The sequence below is a fragment of the Engelhardtia mirabilis genome, from assembly GCF_007748095.1.
In the GTDB taxonomy this organism is placed as follows: Bacteria; Planctomycetota; UBA1135; order UBA1135.
Window position 1 is genome coordinate 2,311,958 of sequence record NZ_CP036287.1, and the last position, 18,768, is coordinate 2,330,725.

The window sequence follows — 18,768 nt, forward strand, 5'->3', positions numbered from 1 at the left end:
GCCCCAGCCGAAGCCCGCCGGGGAGCCAGGAGGCCGAGACCGACCACAGCAGACGCGGATTTCGCATCCAAGGTGCAACCCACTCCGCGCCCGTTCGTCTCCCCGGGTGGTTGGGGGCGGAGGTGGGTCGGGCCCCCCGCCAGGTCCCCGGGGGAGTCGCAAGGTCGTTGTGCCTGGGTTGGTCGTCGTGCCTGGGTTGGTCGTCGTGTCTGGGTTGTCGGCTCTCCCGGAGCACGCGAGGCGTCGGGGTCCGACCTCACTCGGAGGAACCGGTGAAGGTGATCCCGTCCAGTCCGACGCGAGTCGCCAGGTCCACGACCTGAATCACGTCGGCGTAGGTCGTTCCGGGGCGGGCATCGAGCTTGATGCGCCGCAAGGGGTCCTGTGCGTGGAGCTCTCCTACGCGGGCGATGGCTCGCTCGGGCGAGGTGTACTGGCGGGGACCGACCCGGTAGGTGAGCTCGCGCGCCCCATCGAACTCGAAACGACCCTGACCGGTCCAGGCGACGCCGGTCCGCGGATCGACTCGCAGCCCCGTCGCCGCCACGCGGACCTCGATCGTGATCGGTTCAGGTTGTAGGGCGGAACGCAATGCCGGACCGGTGTCCTTCGGCAGGTAGGCGGCCAACCGCCCTTCCAGCGTCCTGAACTGGAGCGTGCACATGAAGAAGATCAGTAGTAGGAAGGTGACGTCGATCATCGGCGTCATCTCCATCTCTGCCTGCGGAGCCTTCTCGTTTCTCTTGGCCGAGCGGTCTCGGCGTCGCTTGGATGTTCCCAGCATCACAATCTCCCTTCGCGCTCCAGGGCGCGCTTCGGCGTTGTTCCGGCGATCGAGGACGGCGGCAGTCCCGGGGGCAATCGTCTCGCGTCGCAGGTCGAGTCAGGGCCGAGCCTCGAGATACGAGGCTCCTTGCCACCGATGAATAACCCACTCCCACCGAGCGGTTTCGCGATCCGAGCTCTGACCGACGTTCGAGCAGCTCCTGAACGGGAGCGGGGCGCCCTCCGTTCTCCGGAGGGCGCCCCGCGCCGCGATCGTTGGCCGGCCCCGGGTGGGGCGGCGCTGCCGGCCTACTTCTCGTAGGACCCCGCGAACGTGATCTCGCGGAACTTGGCCTGGATCGCCGCGTCGAGCACCTTGACCACGTCAGAGTAGACGACGCCCTTGCGGGGGTCGATCGTGACAGGGCGAGGGTCCGTCGGGTTGTAGAGCACGATCAACCGATCCTTGACCTCGGCCACCGTCGAGAAGCGGACAGGGCCGACCGAGTAGCTGAGCTCGCGATCGGCGCCGTACTTGTAGCGACCCTCACCCTCGTAGGGGCCGGTCCCCTTCGCGTTCAGCTTCGAGCCCTCGTTGGTCACGGTCAGCTTGATCTCGATCTTCTCGATCGGCTCGGCCTTCGAGGTGTTCACGCCGACGTCCTTGGGCAGGTAGGCGGCCAGCTTGCCCTCGAGCGTTTTGAACTTGATCGTGCACATGAAGAAGATCAGCAGCAGGAAGGTGACGTCGATCATCGGCGTCATCTCCATCTCGGCCTTGGTGGCCGTCGCCTCTTCCATCTTGCGCTTGCGTCGGTTCGCCATGGGGTGCTACTCGGTCTAGGTGCGGTCGTGGTCGTTCGAGGTGCAAAAACAGCGTGGGCCGGGTCAGATGCCCGGGCCTTCGTCGGGCGGCCGCGACGCAGCCAGCTCCACCTTCCAGATCTGGATGCCCTTCTGTCCGCAGAGCTCCATGATCTTCTGGATCATCTTGAAGGGCGTGTTCTCGTCGGCGCGGATCAGGATCGGATCGTCCGGCACCATGACGCTGAGGCCCTCGGGGGTGTCCTTGTCCATGAGCTGAGCCATGTCGACGAGGTACTCTTTCAGACGGGTGTAGTCGTCCTCCTCCGGCGTGTAGATCACCTCGCGCCGGACAATGATCGTCCCGTCCTGCTTGATGTTGACGATCGGACGACGCTCGTCCTTGTCGGGCTTGTCCTCGACTGCCTCTACGGCCACCGGCAGGACGAGCTGCTCCAGCTCCTGCTGGGTCAGGTCCGTGATGATCATGAAGAAGATGATGAGCAAGAACACGACGTCGATCATCGGCGTCATGTTCATCTCCATATCCGTCTCCGGATCGTGCTTGGACATCTGCATCGCGGTCTCCTTGTAGGGAGTCGGCCCGGGGGGGAGGGGGCCGTCTGGGTGGGGCCGGCTGGGTGGGGCCGTCTGGGTGGAGCACCGTCTTGGGGAGGTGCCGCCGAGTTGAGGCTGGATCCTTGCTGTGGGATCCATCGGGGATGGGGCCGCCGGCGGTACGTCCGAGCCGCGCGAGACCCGCGGCTCCCCGATGGCGGGGGACGGGTCCGGTAGGAAGTACCCGGAAGGTCGTGCCGGGCAACCGTCCTAGCGGGTTCGAATCGCCGGACGGTGCGTCGAGGGCGCGGGACAGCGAGAGGCCAGACCTGCCGGGGGGAGAGCAGGGGGCGACCTTCCAGGGGAGTAACCCATTAGTGGGCGCCGAAGGGGCGTCCGCGGCGGTCCCGTGCCGCGGACGCCCCCGGTCCAGTGAGACCTAGCCCTGGCTGGGGCGGAAGCGCTCGAAGAGGTCTTCGACGATCGCACCCACCTCGATCACGGACTTGATCAGGGTGTTCCGCAGGTAGGCGAAGGCCGCCGTGGTCGGGATGGCCACGACCAGACCGAACATCGTCGTGAGGAGCGCCTGGGAGATACCGTCGGCGAGCTCGGCCGGGGAGGCCTGACCGTTGGAGCTGGCGATCGTCTTGAACGCCAGAACCATACCGAACACCGTACCCAGCAGACCGAGCATGGGGGCGACGTTGGAGATCAGCGCCAGCCAACCGATCTTCTGGTGGAGGCGGATCGACTCTTCGTCGCCCATCTCCTCGATGGTCTTCTCGATCACCGCGAAGTCGTGGCCGATCTTGGAGATGCCGGCGCCACAGATGCGGGTGAAGAAGGCCTGCTCGGTCTCGCAGAGCTCCATCGCTTCCTGGAACTGCTCCTCGTCGAACAGAGCCTGGATCTCGTCGATCAGCTCCGGCGGGGCGAGCTTGTCGCGCTTCAGCGACACGAACGCCTCGATGATGAGGGCCAGGGCGAGGATCGAGAGACCGATCAGAATCCAGCCGAAGATACCGGAGTCGGCGATCAGGCCGCCGACCGAGAGACCCGGCTCGGGCGCGCTCTCCGTGTCCTGCGCCAGGACGGGGGATGCCGTCAGTGCGATTGCGGCCAGGACCGGAAGGGACCGCACAGCGGTCCGAACGACTTGGGGGGTTCTGAGCATCATGCTCGCGGGACTCCTTGAGGGTCTTGGACCTGGTGCCGGCCGAGGGAGTCGGTCCGGTGGGGATGGTCTTCGACGGGGCGTCGGTGAATGGGCGCCGCTGAATGGGCGCCGCTGAATGGGCGTCGAGATGGGGTCGACCCTGTGGAGCTGGCGTCACACGCCGGTCCAAAGAGTTGATTCGTTCTGCCGCTGCGGCGGCCGTGGCCGATGCTGGGCTCGGGCGCGCGGCGGGTCGAAGCAGGCGGGTGTCCTCGAGACGGGGCAGTCCAGTGGCGGCCGCCCGCTCGTGAGGCGCCAGAGTCTACAGATCGCGGAGCAAGGTGTGCGCTGCCGGTGCGGCCAGGGTGTCGCCTAATTCTCGCTGGATCTGTTCGAGGCATGCGCGGGCCTGTTCACGCCCGCCGCTTCCGGCTGCCAGAGAGGCCTCGGCCAGGCCCAGGAGGGCGTCGGCCAGGAGGTCGCGGTCTCCGAAGACGGTCGCGCTGACACCGGCAAACTCGATCTGCGCCTGGCGCGACTGCTCGAGGGCGAGCAGGGATTGGGCCAGGCCGAGGCGGGTCGCGGCGCGAACCGTTTCGGTGGCGCCCTCGGCGACTTCTAGGCGGGTCTGGAAGAAGCTCCGCGCCTGGGTCGAGCGACCCCGGGCCAGGAGGGTCACGCCCTCTCCCAGTTGGGCCAGGCCACGCAGATTCTGGAGCTCGGGAAGCCTGGGATCGTCCGCCTCGAGGTCCGAGATCACCCCCGGAAGGGCGCTGTCGAGCGCGGCGAAGAGGGTCTCGGCGCGGGCGGCGTCGTCGGCGGCCACTGCCGCATCAGCCGCCAAGAGACCCGCGCGATAGCAGGTCAGCACGTCGTAGCCCTCCGGCACCGTCGAGCCCTGGGCCTCGCGGAAGAGTGCTTCCAGGTTGTTCGCGGCTCCGGAGGCATCTCCCGCGAGGAGTTGGGCGCGGCCGAGAAGCAATCGCGCCTCGGGCAGGTCCCGATGGTTCGGATGGCTCGAGACGAACCGTTGGGCCGCTGCGACGGCATCGGAGGCGCGGCCGGGATCCGTGGCGGTCAAGCGAAGCAGGCTCTGGGCCGCGCGCAGGCGGGCGACCGCAGCAACCACCGGACTCGCATCCGAATCGTCCGCCGCCGCAGCGAATGCGGCGGCGGCGTTCTCGAAGTCGCCGGACTCCGCGCGAGCACGACCCTCCTTGAAGGAGTCCGGGACCTGGTTCAGGCTCACGCGGACCACCTCGTCGGGGCTGAAGCGTCGCTCGCGGTCACCGACGTCGATCACCACACCACTCAGGTCCGCCGAGATGACGACGCCCGTGACCGGTCGCACATTGCGGCGCTCACGCACGAAGACCTGGTCCGGCCGCCCGCTGAGTTGGGCACTCGTCGCGGACGCCGAGCTTGCGACCGAGAAGGACGCTGCTGAGGCCGGAGTCGCGAAGTACGTCGTGGTACCGACGGTCAAGGCCGTGAGCGCAAGCGCGACGGAGACAGTGGAGCGCTGGATGATCATCACGTTGGAGCGGGGGTGCCGTGCGGGGGTGCCGTGCGGGGGTGCCGTGCGGGGGTGCCGTGCGGGGGTGCCGTGCGGGGGTGCCGTGCAGGGGTGCCGTGCAGGGGTCGTAGCGACGTCGATGGGGTGCGGGTGAGAGACGGCTCGGTCGCTCACAGCTGCTGGTCGAGCCAACGGAAGAGGTCGCGCACGCGCGGATCGTCGTCGCAGTTGTCCTCGACGAGCGCGAAGCTCGAACCCGTCTCGGTCTTGATCACGCGCACGATCTGCTTGGCCACCTCGAGCTTCTCGCTGTCGAGCTTCGAGTACTGGTAGTAGTTCCAAGCTCGGTTGAACTCGGTCTGGTACCAGTCGCAGTCGAGCCACTTGGTATAGCGGTTCGAGATCTTGCGCCACCACTGGCCCGCCCGATCGAGCTGGGCCGCGTCGCCGACGCCCGGGACGATCGTCGGGTTGGAGGGATCGCCCTCGACCCAGCCAGCAACCGCGCGGCAGAAGGTCTCGATCGTGGCCTGGGCCGGGACCTTGGCTTCCTTGTCCTCGGGGTCGGGTACCAGCGGGACGAGCAGTTCGAGGGCCTCGGCGCTGCGGCGCTGCTCGATCAGGCACAGGGCCAGGTCGGGGATGACCGAACTCTCGATCGTGCCGGCTTCTTGGGCGTCGCTAGAGTTCGCGTAGTCACGCGCCAGGCCGGCGAAGATCACCTCGGCCTTGGACCACTCGCCCAGGTCGCGCCACAGGCGCGCTTCCTGCAGCAGCGAGCGGAAGGACGGCGTGGTGGCCAGGCTGTTGGAGATCTCGAGGTAGCTCGCCATCTCCCGCAGCATCTGCTTGGCGACCTCCACGTCGCCGGCCTGCAGGGCGCGATCACGGGCGTCGGCGACGTGGTTGAACAGGCGCGTCGCCCCGTTGCCCGTCCACTGGGCGGTGGGGAACTCCTTGACCAGCCGCTGCTCGAAGCGCTTGGCACCCGCCAGGTCGTCGAGTTCCAGGCTCGACTGGATGCAGTAGTAGAGCGTCGCAGCCGCGAGGTCGCTCTGGCCGGGGAAGCGGTCCGCGAAGTCGCCGTAGAGCTTGACGACGTCGGCGTGGCGCCCCTGGTCCCAGGCGATCTGGCCTTGGAAGTAGACAGCCTCCGCGGTGGCCTCGTCACGGGCGGCCTGCCTGGCCGTCTCGGTCGGACCGAGGCGGTTGCGCGGGTCGGCGACGAAGTTCTGCAGGTAGGCGTCCAACTCGGCCAGCGCCTGGTCGAGCTTGCCGGTCTCGTAGAAGCAGCGGGCAGCCTTGACCAGCGACTTCTCGTAGTTGGTGGCCTGGCTCTCGACCTGCTGGAAGGTCTCGCGCGCGAAGTCGAAGTCCTTCTCGTCGAAGGCGCGCATGGCCTGGGTGTAGACGATGTCGGTGTTGTCCCCGAGGCTGGCCTTGTAGGACTCGGCCTCCCGGAAACGACGCTCGATCTCCTGGTCGTCCTTGATCGTCCGACGCACGAGCTGCATCGCGCTGTAGTACCCGTTGGCGTTCTGGGCGTCGTACTCGGCGTCGCCGCTCCAGCGCTCGATACCCTCGCGGAAGGCCATGGCCGCCTCCAACTGGCGGTCGAGGCGCTGGAAGGAGCGACCGATGTACCACAGCACCTTGGGGTAGTGCAGGCGGCGCGCCGTCTCGTCCTTGGCGGCGGCCATCACCGAGCGGAAGGCGCCGATCGCGCGGTCGTAGTCCTGGCTGTTGTAGTAGCCCTTGGCCGCTTCGAAGAGCACGGTCAGGTCGACTTCGACCCCCGGACGACCGATCGCGTCGGCAATCAGGCGCTGGGCGCGGATCTGCAGCGTGTTGCCGACATTCTGCTCGTTGACGAGTCCAGCCAACTCCAAGGCCAGGTCGGCCGAGGGGCGGATGCGCCGGTCGTTGTTGCCCGCGTCCTTGGCGGCCTCGTAGGACTCGAACCAGGCCAGCTCCTCGCGATCGCCGCCGAGGAACCCGCCGACGTCGAGCAGGGTCCGCGCCACGGACAGCATGGCCAGGTAGCCCTGGGGCGACAGGTTGAAGCCCTCGCGCCGCCAGGTGTTCTGGAAGTGCAGGGCCGAGGTCAGGGCGCCCTCGGCGTCGCCGGCGGCGAGCTGGGCCTCGATCAGCTTCGGCGTTCCGAGTTCGACGAAGTACCACAGGCCGTCCAGGCGCGCCTGGGAGGGCTGGGCCTCGGCGATCCATGCCGACCACGCGCTACGGTCGAAGGGGATCGTCGTGTCGACGACGAAGACGTACATGTCCGCCGCGTCGGCCGGCGCACCCTGGGCCTTGTAGACGTCGCCCAGGACCAGATAGGCCGAAAGGCCCCAACCGCTGGTGGAGCCGAACGCGAAGGTCAGGTCCTCGACGAAGGTGGCTGCGCTGTCCAGGTAGGAGGAGTAGTCGTCACCCAAGCGCCCGTAGGTCAGGGCCATCTGGGCGCGGTAGAGCATCAGCTTGGCCAGCTCTTGACGTTCGCGCTCGGTCAGCCCGGTCACGGCGTTCAGCTCGGCGACCTGCTCGCCGGCGTACTGCAGCAGCTCCTCGAGTCGGTCGGCCAGGGTCTCGCGAATCCGCGTGGCCTCTTCGCCCACGGCGTCCTCGAGCGCCATCTCCATCGAGGCGATGTAGGCGGCCCCCAGGTCGACGTAGGAGCGCTTGGCGTCGGCGATCACCGGTGAGCGCTCGTTGTTGTCGATGTAGTTGCGGTACGAGTCCAGGGCCTGGACGAAGAGCTGCTCGCGCAGGTTCGGATCGGCGCTGTAGCGGGCGCCGGCGCCGTAGACTTCGCAGCGGGCGAGCTCGAGCTCCTGGCGCAGATCCCGGTCCAGCTTCGAGCTGGCGAGGCCCTCGAGCACGGACTCGGCCAGGTCGATGAACTGCCAGTCCGCCGCCAGTCCGCGGGCGAAGTCGATGTCCTCGCGCAGCTCGGTCTCGGTCTTGTCGACCGCCTGGCCGCCGAACGCGCTGGTGCTCGTCGGCACCATCGCGGAAGCGCTCGTCAACATCGCGGAAGCGCTCGTCAACATCGCGGAGGCGCTCGTCAGCATCGCGGAAGCGCTCGCCAGAGGGTTGGCCAGAGCCAGGCTCAGGGCAGCGGTCGCGGCAGTGCGGAGAGGACGGGAGATCGGAATCATGATCGTCGCCAGTGAAGGGTCGGCGGGTCGCGGCAGGCGACCGTTGGGCACGGGGTCCCGGGGGGGGGGAGGTGGACGGCGTGCGCGCCGTGGTCTGACTCGCGGTAGGGGAGCTTCGAAGCTCTTTGTCAGCGTTGACCGGCCGCCGAGCGTCACCGCGACGTTTCAGGACTCCGGGAAGAGGTCCCACGAGGTCCGGCAGCGGGGTTACTGGAGGGCTGGTAACGGTCCGGCGCCGGCGGGCATCTGGCCCTCACCGGCAGTTGTGGCGCATAGGTTACCCGAACACCGGCCGGTGGTTTCGTCCGAACCTCGCGCTGAGTCGATCGCATTTCGAGATCGCCTCGATTCATCTCCGGGCCTCCCCGAACGACCGCGGGCCGATCCCTGAAGGACCGGCCCGCGGTTCTGTCCCCGAGTGGGGGCGACGTCCTCTGCTCGAGGCTCGTCAGCGCGTTCCGGCGAAGGCGTTCATGGTCGCCTCGCTCGGCTCGAACTCACGCGGGATCACGATGCCAGCGGTGAGCAGGATCAGGAGCTTGCGGTTCGCGATGAACGTGCCCTTGCGCTCGAAGAAGAAGCTCAGGATCGGGATCTTGTTGAGGATCGGGACACCTGCGGAGTAGTTCTGCTCCGTGTGCACCTTCAGACCGCCGAGCAGGACCGTTCCACCGTCGGGCAGCGGGACCGTCGTGCGGACCTTCTGGATGTCGAGCTCGGGCAGCTGGATCGTGACCGGCGTCAGGTTGGCGAGACCCGTGGTGATCTCGCGGATCGGACGTTGGAGTTCGGCGACCGTGGGCCGCAGCTCCAGGGTGATGTAGCGGCGGTCGGCCGAAACCACCGGGCGCACGTCGAGCACGACCCCCTCTTCGACGACGGCGATGATCGGGTCGGCGATGGAAGCACCGGTGGCGATCTCGACGTCGTAGTCCTGGACGTAGGCCTGCTGGTTCAGCACCGACAAGTGCGAGCGGGCCGTGTTGAAGATCAGGATGCGCGGCGCGGTGACCAGCTCCTGACGCTCACTCTTGCTGACCGCACGCAGGATCAGTTCGAACTGCAGGTCGTTCAGGTAGGTCCACTGGAACGAGAGGCCGCCGGCACCGTTGAAGGAGTCGCTGCCGAGCCCGTTGTCGTAGAGGTTCTCGATGCGCGACTTCACGTCCCCGTTGCCGGTGTCGAAGAAGGCGCCGGTGTCGAGGTCGGTACCGATGATGTCGTCGTCACCGGCCAGGCCGCTGATCGCGCTCGGGTCACCGAAGTCGTTGAAGAACGCGTCCTGACCGAGGCCGGGCTGGCCCAGGCCGCGCCAGTCGACGCCGATGTCCTCGAGGAAGTTGTCTTCGACTTCGAGGAAGCGGGCCTCGATGTCGACCATGATGCCGCTGGAGTCGCGCAGGTCCTTCAGCAGGCTGCCGATCGCGGCCTGGACCTCGGGGGTCTGGTTGACGACCAGGGTGCCGCTGTCGGTGACTTCGATCGTGTTGCGATCGTCGTTCGCCCAGGACTCGGGGGCGATGTTGTTCTGGATCAGGTCGGTCAGGTCGTCGCCCGTGAGGACCAGGGCGTCGCGCTCGGGAAGATCCTCTTCCGGATACTCGATGCCCTGGGACGGCAGCACGTTGATCTCGCGGCTGACGTAGTCCTGGATCGGGGTGACGAGGTCCTTGACCTCGAACATGTTCAGGACCTGGCCCCCGGTCATCTCCTCGGCGACCACGAACTTGACCACACCGTCCTGGATCTTCCAGAAGAGACCTTCGGAGGTGTCGGTCATCAGCTCGAGCAGGCTGTACACGCTGCGCGCGGGCAGGTCGAGGGTGACCGTGGTCTCTTCCTCGTCGAGCTCGTCGATCACGCGCGGGCTGACGACGAAGTTGATTCCGGTGCGCTGCTGCAGGTAGGCGGCGACCACGGCCAACTCGGCGCCGTCGTCATCGGCGCCGAAGCGCGCCTCGACGCGGGTGTCGCGCAGAACCTGGAGCACGGCTTCGCGCTCGGGGTCCGCGTTGGAGCCGACGCCGCCGAACTCGTAGGCGGTCCGCTGGCTGACGCGGTACCAGCGCTCGAGGTCGTCGATCACGACCACGTCGGTCTGGGGGATCGCCAGGGTGTCCAGGTCCTCGAAGGTGCGGATCCACTCCTCGCGGTAGCGGCGGCGCAGTTCCGTGTCGGTCTTGCGGTGACGGGCCGTGCGCGCGATCTCACGCATCTCGCCCGCGGCCTCGTTGGCCGGATCCTGGAGCAGGATCTGGTCGGCGAGGGCCTCGGCGTCGCCGTAGCGCTCGGCCAGGAAGGCATCGTTGGCGCGCTCGTAGAGCGTGCGCAGGGTGTTCTCGCGGTAGCGACGCTCTTCTTCGACCTTGGCGGCGGCCGCGGTCGCAGCCTCCACGGCCCGGCGCTCGGCGGCCTCGAGGCGCGAGTTGTCGCGCTCCTGCTCCGCGGCGGCGACCAGGCGCTGGACGCTCTGCAGGTCCAGGTCGTCGGAGCTGATCAGCGGGTTGTAGCCCAGGATCAGTTCCGCGCGCTTGAACTCCAACACGGCGGAGTCGTAGTCGCCGTCGCGCATGGCCTGTTCGCCCGTGGCGATGGCGCGCTTGGCCTCGATGCGGGCCTGGGCCCGGCGCACCACCTCGCGCTCGACCTCGTCGTCGAGCAGGGAGCTGGCGGTGGCGTAGTCGTCGCCCATCAGACCTTCGACCCGCTGCAGGCTCTCCAGCGCGGTCTGGTCACCCGGAAGGAGATCCAGGGCGTTGGCGATGGCCTCGAGCGCTCCAGCGTAGTTCTCGGCCTCGATCTGGGCGGTGGCGTCGCGCAGGTACTCGTCGACGAGCACGCGCTTGCGCTGTTCGAGCAGAGCACGGCGCTGGGCGGCGTCCTCGAGGATGGAGTCCTGACGCAGCGAGACGCTGGCGGGCTGGGCGGAGGGCACGGCCGACGCGGCGGAGACCTCCAGCAGAGCTTCGCGCGGCTGTACTTCACCGGGATCCTGCTGGGCGACCGGCGCGGACGCGTTGACCCCGTCCTGCGCGGTGCCCTGCTCGGCGTCGCCGGGCTGGGTCGACTGGCAGGAGAGGACGGGGAGCGTCAGGAGGGACGGGACGAGGAGTGTGCGGAGGCGCATCAGTTACAGGACCTTCCTGTGGGATCCCTGCTCGAAGGTTGCGCGGCGTCGTGTGAACCGGCGCTGGCGAGTCGGTCGCGACCGGGTGCAGTCGAAACCGATTGGGGGGATGAGTCTGCACCACACCTGCCACGGGACCATTGCCGGAAGGGCAATTGTCCGCGGGGCGAGTGCGGAAGCGGGCGAGTGTCGAACTCGTCCGGACCGACCGGGGTGGGGACCCGGATGCGGCGCGGCCTGAACGCGTTGCAGGCCGACCGCGGAGCGGCGCAGTGGATGATGGGGAAAGAGCTGAGTCGAAGGTGTTCCTGACGGATGCATCCGTCGACCGACTCGAGGTGCCGTGCGCGGGTCCCAGGGTCGGCGCTCGCGAGCGCCTGTAGTGCCTGCGGCCCGGGCGGGGGGAGGATAGCCGTGCCCCAGGGGGGGGTCAACACGAGCGCGGCGCCAGTGCGGTCCCCACGGAGCAAACGCCTCTACCCCCGGCCGTCCTCTCGGCTACGCCGCGCTTGCGGGATCGGCAGGCCGATCTCGCGCATGGCGAGTTGGATGTCTTCCCAAGTCGCTCGCTTCTGATCCGGGCTCCGCAGCAGGTAGGCCGGATGGAAGGTGGGCACCACGGCCCGTCCCCGGTGGCGGTGGACCCGGCCACGCAGTCGGCCCATCGGTGCGTCGGAGCCGAGCAGGTGCTGGGCCGCGTGGCGTCCGAGGGGGATCAAGACCTGGGGGTCGACCAGCTCGATCTGTCGCTCGAGGAAGGGGGTACAGAGCCGCTTCTCCTCCGGTTGGGGGTCGCGGTTCCCGGGCGGGCGGCACTTGAGCACGTTGGCGATGTAGACGTCGCCGCGGGCCAGCCCCATGCCTTTTGTGATGATGTCGGTAAGTAGCTGCCCCGCTCGACCCACGAAGGGGGTTCCTTGGAGGTCCTCGTCGGCCCCCGGGGCCTCGCCCACGAACATCACCCGCGCCTGCGGATCCCCGTCGGCGAAGACGGTCTGGTTGCGGCTCTCGCACAGGCTGCAGGCCCTGCAGGAGGCCACGGCGCGGCCCAGGGCGTCGAGGTCCGCAGCCGCCTGGGCAACCGCGGCCGTCGAGGGCTCGCTGACCGGGGCCGTCACCGCCGGCTGGGGGGCGGGAGGCCGGGCAGCGGCGGGTGAGGGCCTGAGGAGTTCGGCCGGCGTAGCCTCGCCGGAAGAGACGGCCGAGGGCCGGGCGGGGGGCGCAGAGGCGGGCGATGCGGCGGCCACGACCGGGTCACCCGCTGCCGACTTCGGCTGGGGCCCGACATGGGCCCCGGGAGCCATGGCCTGGACCGTCGCTGGCAAACGCCGGCGGCCGCGATCGCGCTCGCGGCGCAAGTGGCGCCGCAGGGCTCCGGCCAAGAGGGCGAGCTCGCCCCGGTCGTCTTGCTCTGCGCTCATGGACGGGCTTCGAGGTTGGTGGAAGGGGGCCCGCCGACCGATCCGCCTGGCTGGGCCTGCGGGCATCGGACGGGGGACGCCCCGGGATATTACGCGGGCGCCCCGGCGCCGACGCCGCTGGGGGCAGGCACAATCGCCCCGTGGGATCCGCAGCGCAGCGCCGCGCCTCCGGCGAACTCGACTCTATCGTGGCCGAGCGAGTGGCCCTCGTGGCGGGGGTGCTGGCGGCCGCGCTGCTGGGCGGCGTGGCGACGCTCCTACTCGGGACTTCGGGGTCCCTGGGCCGGGGGGTGCTGGCCGAGAGGGCGGCGAATCGCTCCGGCCTGGTGGAGGCCACGTGGCGGCGCATCGCGGCGGATCGGGAGCTTTGGTTCGGGGAAGCAGAGGGAGCTGTCTCCAGCTTCGACCCCGCCGCGAAGCCGCCGGGCGCCGATCCCCTGGCGCCAGAGGACCTGGGCCCCGACGCTCCGGCCTTCTCCGCCCTGCTCGACGAGGCTCGGCGCCTGCGCTCGGCTGGAGTCGACCCACTGCGGGTTCACCAGGCACTCGATGGCGCGGCCAACCTGGCCCGCGGACCGGTACGGGCGGCCGAGGTGGGCCTGGAGCGGCTCCGCTTCGAGTCGTCCGAGCAGGTCTTGGCCCCGTCGTTCGACGATTTCTGGGCCCAGACTCCGCCAGCGGTTCTGGTCGACGGCTTGCCGGCCGTGGCCATCGGCTACTTGACCGTGGCCGAGCGCCTCGATCCCGATCGACGACGCGAGTGCGCCCGCCAGCTCGCCGAGTGGATCGCCAACGGCGCCCTGGCACTGCCGGAGCAGCCAGCACGTTGGAGCCTCCCGCGCGGTGGTGGGCAACCGACGCTGAGTCGGTCCCCCCGTGTTCGCTCACTCGTCGATTCGATCGAGGGGCTGGCGGGCGTGCCGCTCGAGGGTGCTCGGGCCGCGTTGGACTCCGCCGCCGTGAGTGCCGCGACCCACGAGCACTTGATCGAACTCGGTTGGACCTCCAAGCCTGGGCCGAGCTTCATGCCCGAGGGCGGGGGCTTCTGGGCTGCCGCGGCGCGCGCAGAGGGCGGGTTCGGGGCGCGCTGGATCTCGACCGGCGAGTTGGCCGCGAAGCTCCGCGATTCGGTCGCCTCCGGGACCATCGAAGACGGCGAGTTGGCGGTGGCGCTGGGTCCGGACGACATCGGGCTGGGCGCGGCGGTGGGGCCGCCGATTCGGCTCGCGGGTCTGCCGCTCGAGGCCCAACTGCGCCACCCCGACCCTTCGTTCATGGCGGCCTCCGGCGGAGCGCGGGTGCGGGCGATCGCCTTCGGGCTCTATGCCCTGGCGGCCCTGGCCCTCGCGGCCGGTTGGACCACGCGCAACTCGCTCATGCGCCAGCGGCGACTGGCCGCCCTGCGCAGTCGCTGGGTCGCCGCGGTGAGTCACGAGCTGCGCACGCCCGTCGCCGCCCTGACCCTGACCGCGGGGCGACTCGAGCGCACGCGCCTGGAGCACCCCGAGCGACTGCCGCGCTACCACGAGGCGATCCGCGCGGAGTCCGAGCGGCTCGAACGGCTGGTCGCACAGGTGATGGACATCGCGCGCATCGAGCGCGGACGCCCGCCGGCCCTGCGCCTGGAAGCGTTGGATCCGAGCGCGGTGTTGGAGGGAATCGTCGAGCGTGGCCGCCTGGCCCTCGCCGATCGGGGGCTCGAGCTCGAGCTGGATCGCAGCGAGCTGCCGGCGGTGGTCGTGCTCGACAGCCTGGCCCTGGGCCGCGCCCTCGAGAACCTGATCGAGAACGCCGCTCACCATTCCGGTGGCGAGGTCGTGCTCGTGCGCTGGCGCCGCGACGGGTCGAATCTCTTGGTGGACGTGCGCGACGACGGCCGCGGCCTGCCCGACGACTCGCGCCTGTTCGACGCCTTCCACCGCGGCGAGGGCGCGGATAATGCGCGAGGCGTAGGCCTCGGGCTCGGGATCGCGCGGGAACTCGTGCGGGCCCACGGCGGCGACTTGACGGCGCTCGCGGGTACGGATGGGCGCTTCAAGGGGGCGGCCTTCCGCATCCTCCTGCCCCTGCGCGCCGCGCCCGGCGACGAGCGACGTGATCAGAGCGAGGAGCGCAGCGCGTGAGCGAGCGGACACGGGTGTTGTTGATCGAGGACGAGGCGTCGATTCGGATGCCTCTGGTGGACGAGCTCTTGGACGCCGGCTACGAGGTGCTCGAGGCAGCCGACGGCGAGCTCGGTCTGACCATGGCCCTGCGCGAGGACCCCGACCTGATCCTGCTGGACCTGATGCTGCCTGGGCGCGATGGCTTCTCGGTCCTGCGCGCCCTGCGCGCCGATCGCGTCGTCGCACCAGTGATCGTGCTCTCGGCCCGCGGCGAGGAGTGGGACCGCGTGCAGGGCTTCGAGGTCGGCGCCGACGATTACCTGGTCAAGCCCTTCAGCGCCCGCGAGCTGCTCTTGCGGATCAAGGCCTTGCTGCTGCGCTCGCGCGGCGCCGCGCCGGGGGTCGCGGCCGGCGGCCTCGTGCGCCTCGGTGCGGCCACGATCGACTTCGGGGGCTACGGCGTCGAACGCGGTGGTGTCCGCCAGGCGCTCTCGCGTCGCGAGTTGGATCTGTTGCAGTACCTGCTCGAGCGCGAGGGCCGCGCCTGCTCTCGCGACGAGCTCCTGGATCAGGTCTGGGGGTTGGAGGCCGACGTGACGCCGCGCACGGTCGACCAGCACGTGCTCAAGCTCCGCAAGAAGCTCGAGCCCGACCCCGACGCCCCCGTGCACCTGCTCACGATCCGCGGCGTGGGCTATCAGTTGGTGCGCTGAGACGCAGCCTGCGCCGGTGACATGGCGTTGACACGGCGTGCGCCGGCCCGTGACGGCTCGCCCCTTCGATCGTCGTCCAATGCGCCCTTACGACTCCGCACGGGAGCCCGCACGGCGGGCCATTTCACACGAGGGGCATATGAAACGAATCGCAATCACGAGCCTGGCCGCGATCCTCTGGTTGGGGAGCGCCGCGGGGGCACAGGGGACCGACCAGCGCGACTACGAGACCTTCACCCGCTGGATGACGGCCCAGCCGGCCGTGGTCAAGCTGAACGAGAAGCTCCAGGCCTACTCGATCGGCACCGGGGAGTGCCGCGAGAAGCTGGAGGAGGAGCTGGCCGGGATCGAGTTGATGGTCGCCACCGAGAACGTATCCGCGTTCGTCGTGGAGCGACTGGAGCTGCTGCGTCTGGTGGCGTCGGCCGACCTCATGCCGTCCGCGCTGCGCGGCGAGCCGATCACGGACCTTGTCGGGCGCACGGCTCGGCTCGCGGCGCGGGCCCACATGGCAGTGGGGGAGGTGGACGCTGCGCGCGAGGTCCTGACCGAGTTGCTCCCCGACGAGGAGAGCTGGCGCAGGGCAACGGGGCAGGTCTTCGCGGGGGATGCGCCCGCAGACGTGAAGGCGCTGGCCCTGAGGGCGCAGGCACGCACCGGCCTGGATGCGCAGCTCGACGCCCAGCTCGCGCTGCCGGAGCACGCCGCACTCCTGGAGCGCGCGAGGTCCATGCAGCAGGGCGGCGCTCCCGACTGGCTCGGCGAGATCCTCGAGCCCTTGGCCGCGGAATGGGCGAGGGCGCATCTCGACGTGCCTTCGCGCGAGGTCTACGACTCGGTTCGCCAGATGGGCGTCTCCGGGGGTCGGGCCTTCGAGTCCTGGCAGATCGCGAGCGCGACGATCTGGATCCTGGCCACGGATCGGTGGGGGGCGAACTCCACCGACGTCTTGTTCGACAACCTGTGCCAGACGGATCCGGAGCTCGCTGGCGAGCTCGATGCGCTGATCGCGCCGAGGGAAGGCCTCGCCTGGCGTCGAGCCGCCGTCTCGGGGGCCTCTTCGGCCTTGGGCCGCAACACCGACGAAGCCTTGGTCCTGGCCCTGTCGCCCCTGGTCGTGAGGTTCCTGGAGGATGACCGACTGATCGGGGATCCCAAGTTCAAGAGCGTCCTGAGGCGCGTGGCCCAGGGGCCGGCCTTCGTCCCGGTGGAGCTCGTCGAGGCCTGGCGCGAGGCCATCCGCACCGGCTCGGTCGACGACGCGTTGTTTTTGATCTCGATCTGGGGGGCGATGCCGCGGGATCCGTGGGGAGACGCGCGCCCGAGGTTCCCCAAGAACGAGGACTGGAATCGGGACGTGCAGGCTGCGTGTTTGGAGCACCCTGCCAGCGAGATCCGCCTGCTCGCGGCACCGACCTTCATCGGCACTGGTGAGGGCGAGGCGATCTACGGTTGGGCGGGCGACGCGGACCCGCGCCTACGCCAGATGGCGCTCGAGCGCCTGCGCCATCGCAATGCGTTCTCGAGTTGGCCGATCGAGCCTTCGAGTGCGGAGTTCGAGGCCGTGCTGCAACTCGTGGCCGACCCCGAGCCGGAGATTCGAGGCGCTGCGGTGGAGGACGTGCTGGGTGCGCGCAATCCCATCCCGGCGTGGCTCGAGGCCGCGCTCGAAGCGGCGACCGACGAAGAGCGTCTAGGGCTTGTGGAGCGCCTGGTGAGGCTCCCCCTGGGCAGCGCTTGGAGTCTCACCCTGGCGCAGAACGGCGGGCTGCGGGCGCGGATTGCCGCCGACCCCGACCCGGCCGTGCGGGCAGCGCTGGTGGGGGGGCCGTGGCAGACCCCCGAGACGGTCAGCGAAGTCGTGGGACGCGCCGCCGCAGACCCCGCGCCCGAGGTCCGCGACGCGGTGGACGCTTGGCTCGAGTACTCGGAGAATTACGACGGTCCTTTCGGGGAGGTGCTGCTGGCTCGAATGCGCGACGCGATGTCGCCGTTCGACTTGACGACCCTTCCTCGGGAGAGGGCCTTCGAGCTGGTCGCTCGGTCGGGTGCCCTCGGCGAGCTGCTAGGCCTTGCACTCGATCGAGGTGACTCGCTGCTGCGTCAGCTGGTGCTCGAGTCGCTGGCGGCCACTCCGAAGTCAGCCTTCTCGGATCCTGACCGCAGGCCCGCGATCGTGGATGAGGTCGGCCTCGATCTGGTCATTCGGGGGGCTCGCGGAGGCTGGTCCTCGCTCGCACCTGAAGTGCAGGGCAAGCTCGCCTGGAGACTCGCGATGCTCGGTGAGAGTCAGGCGGCCATCGCTGCCGATCGAACCAATCCGCCGGAGCTGCGCTGGGCGGCGTTGACCCAAGCGCCGGAGGCGGACCGGCCGACGGCAGCCGAGTTCCTGGCAATGCTCGATGAGTCGCTCGCCGGTGAGAAGCCCTTCCAGGCCTTCCCGCCGGCGGAGCTCAGGCAGATGGTACGGGACAGCCGGCTCGCCGGGGCCAACCCCAATCTCGCCGCTTGGCTCGCGTCCCACCCGGCTGAACCGGCCGAGGCGCTCTGGCGGGCCGAGACCCGCGGTCTCGTCTACGCGCTGCTCGATGATCAGGGCGAGGGGGCCACGGAGGCGGCGACGGCGATCCTCTCCGACTTCTGTCACTCGTTATTCACGGGCGCGAACGGTGGCAACGCCATTCCCGACAGGCTGCGTTCGGTCGTCCTCGCGCACGGAGAGGACCCGCAGTTGATCGCCGAACTCGGGCGGGCGTTGCGAGAGAGGCCCGATTCGAGGTTGGTCGGTATCGCGGCGGCGGCGCAGTCGGAGGAGCTGATCGATCCACTCGGGAGCTTGGTGGAGATGAGCTTCGACCGCCTGCTCGAGCTGACTCGGTCGACGGAGGGCTCGGTTCGATCGGAGTTGATCATCGCCATCCAGCAGACCGCCGCCAGTGGGCTGCGCCGCTTTCCCGGCAACCCGCGGGCCAACGAGGCGCTGCGGCGGGGCATGCTCCAGGGGAGCGAGAGGTTGCGAGACACCTGCGCGGGTGTCTTGGAATCCCATGCGGCCTACCTCGAGCTCGAGCAGAGCAGCGGCCAGGTCGAGACGGTCGCGGGCGCCAAGGCGCGCCTGTTCGCGATGCTGAAGGGTGACGACGCCGCGCAGGCGGCCGAGGCGGCGCGGGCTCTGGCGACGATCGGTGCGGTGGAGGCCCTGCCGGATTTGATCGGGGCCCTGGCCCACCCGGACGCGGGGGTGCGAGCGGCGGCGCGGGAGTCGATCGATCGGCTGAACGCCCGGGAGCCCTTGCGCGAGGCACCGGCAGTCGAAGAGTCGAGGCGGACGGACGGGGACTGATTCGGACGGCGACGCGCGAGGCGACGACCGGCCACCCACGGGAGGTCGGGCGTCGCCTCGTTTCCGTTGGCGGCGGCGCAAGAAAGGCGCCCGCGG

Annotated in this window: 11 protein-coding genes; 3 read left to right on the forward strand and 8 right to left on the reverse strand. The window is 69.4% G+C overall.

Features of this window, described 5'->3' with window-relative positions; translation table 11 throughout:
- Positions 1-256 precede the first annotated feature (256 nt).
- From Pla133_RS08450 to Pla133_RS08485, 8 genes are all read right to left on the reverse strand, one after another.
- Positions 257-784, reverse strand: coding sequence for an ExbD/TolR family protein (locus Pla133_RS08450; RefSeq protein ID WP_145064479.1), 528 nt, complete (start codon positions 782-784; stop codon positions 257-259).
- Between the two features lie 290 nt (positions 785-1,074).
- The gene (locus tag Pla133_RS08455; protein WP_145064480.1) at positions 1,075-1,590 is read right to left on the reverse strand and encodes an ExbD/TolR family protein; all 516 of its coding nucleotides are present in this window, start codon (positions 1,588-1,590) and stop codon (positions 1,075-1,077) included.
- Positions 1,591-1,653: 63 nt separating this feature from the next.
- Complete coding sequence (locus tag Pla133_RS08460; RefSeq protein WP_419192251.1) at positions 1,654-2,148, reverse strand: ExbD/TolR family protein; 495 nt, start codon at positions 2,146-2,148, stop codon at positions 1,654-1,656.
- Between the two features lie 418 nt (positions 2,149-2,566).
- Positions 2,567-3,307: a MotA/TolQ/ExbB proton channel family protein gene (locus tag Pla133_RS08465; protein WP_145064482.1), complete on the reverse strand. Its 741-nt coding sequence runs from the start codon at positions 3,305-3,307 to the stop codon at positions 2,567-2,569.
- 301 nt (positions 3,308-3,608) lie between these two features.
- The gene (locus Pla133_RS08470) at positions 3,609-4,820 is read right to left on the reverse strand and encodes a tetratricopeptide repeat protein (RefSeq protein ID WP_145064483.1); all 1,212 of its coding nucleotides are present in this window, start codon (positions 4,818-4,820) and stop codon (positions 3,609-3,611) included.
- Between the two features lie 152 nt (positions 4,821-4,972).
- Complete coding sequence (locus Pla133_RS08475) at positions 4,973-7,876, reverse strand: tetratricopeptide repeat protein (RefSeq protein WP_419195435.1); 2,904 nt, start codon at positions 7,874-7,876, stop codon at positions 4,973-4,975.
- 535 nt (positions 7,877-8,411) lie between these two features.
- Complete coding sequence (locus tag Pla133_RS08480; RefSeq protein WP_145064485.1) at positions 8,412-11,090, reverse strand: hypothetical protein; 2,679 nt, start codon at positions 11,088-11,090, stop codon at positions 8,412-8,414.
- A 476-nt stretch (positions 11,091-11,566) separates the two neighbouring features.
- On the reverse strand, positions 11,567-12,511 hold the full coding sequence (locus Pla133_RS08485) for a uracil-DNA glycosylase (protein ID WP_419192253.1): 945 nt from the start codon (positions 12,509-12,511) through the stop codon (positions 11,567-11,569).
- 140 nt (positions 12,512-12,651) lie between these two features.
- On the opposite strand from Pla133_RS08485, the gene Pla133_RS08490 reads away from it, so the two are divergent.
- The 3 genes from Pla133_RS08490 to Pla133_RS08500 all read left to right on the forward strand — a co-directional run bounded on the left by Pla133_RS08490 (position 12,652) and on the right by Pla133_RS08500 (position 18,672).
- On the forward strand, positions 12,652-14,634 hold the full coding sequence (locus Pla133_RS08490) for a sensor histidine kinase (protein ID WP_145064486.1): 1,983 nt from the start codon (positions 12,652-12,654) through the stop codon (positions 14,632-14,634).
- Positions 14,631-15,329, forward strand: a complete 699-nt coding sequence (locus Pla133_RS08495) for a response regulator transcription factor (protein WP_145064487.1) — start codon at positions 14,631-14,633, stop codon at positions 15,327-15,329. Before Pla133_RS08490 ends, Pla133_RS08495 begins: the two co-directional genes overlap by 4 nt.
- A gap of 139 nt (positions 15,330-15,468) precedes the next feature.
- A complete protein-coding gene (locus tag Pla133_RS08500) occupies positions 15,469-18,672 on the forward strand; it encodes a hypothetical protein (protein WP_145064488.1) in 3,204 nt (1,067 codons plus the stop codon).
- Positions 18,673-18,768: the final 96 nt, after the last annotated feature.

Excerpts from the sequence above, each read along its gene's own strand:
- Pla133_RS08450 (WP_145064479.1), bottom strand. The coding sequence starts at position 784 with ATGCTGGGAACATCCAAGCGACGCCGAGACCGCTCGGCCAAGAGAAAC.
- Pla133_RS08455 (WP_145064480.1), bottom strand. The coding sequence starts at position 1,590 with ATGGCGAACCGACGCAAGCGCAAGATGGAAGAGGCGACGGCCACCAAG.
- Pla133_RS08460 (WP_419192251.1), bottom strand. The coding sequence starts at position 2,148 with ATGCAGATGTCCAAGCACGATCCGGAGACGGATATGGAGATGAACATG.
- Pla133_RS08465 (WP_145064482.1), bottom strand. The coding sequence starts at position 3,307 with ATGATGCTCAGAACCCCCCAAGTCGTTCGGACCGCTGTGCGGTCCCTT.
- Pla133_RS08470 (WP_145064483.1), bottom strand. The coding sequence starts at position 4,820 with ATGATCATCCAGCGCTCCACTGTCTCCGTCGCGCTTGCGCTCACGGCC.
- Pla133_RS08475 (WP_419195435.1), bottom strand. The coding sequence starts at position 7,876 with ATGCTGACGAGCGCCTCCGCGATGTTGACGAGCGCTTCCGCGATGTTG.
- Pla133_RS08480 (WP_145064485.1), bottom strand. The coding sequence starts at position 11,090 with ATGCGCCTCCGCACACTCCTCGTCCCGTCCCTCCTGACGCTCCCCGTC.
- Pla133_RS08485 (WP_419192253.1), bottom strand. The coding sequence starts at position 12,511 with ATGAGCGCAGAGCAAGACGACCGGGGCGAGCTCGCCCTCTTGGCCGGA.
- Pla133_RS08500 (WP_145064488.1), top strand. The coding sequence starts at position 15,469 with ATGAAACGAATCGCAATCACGAGCCTGGCCGCGATCCTCTGGTTGGGG.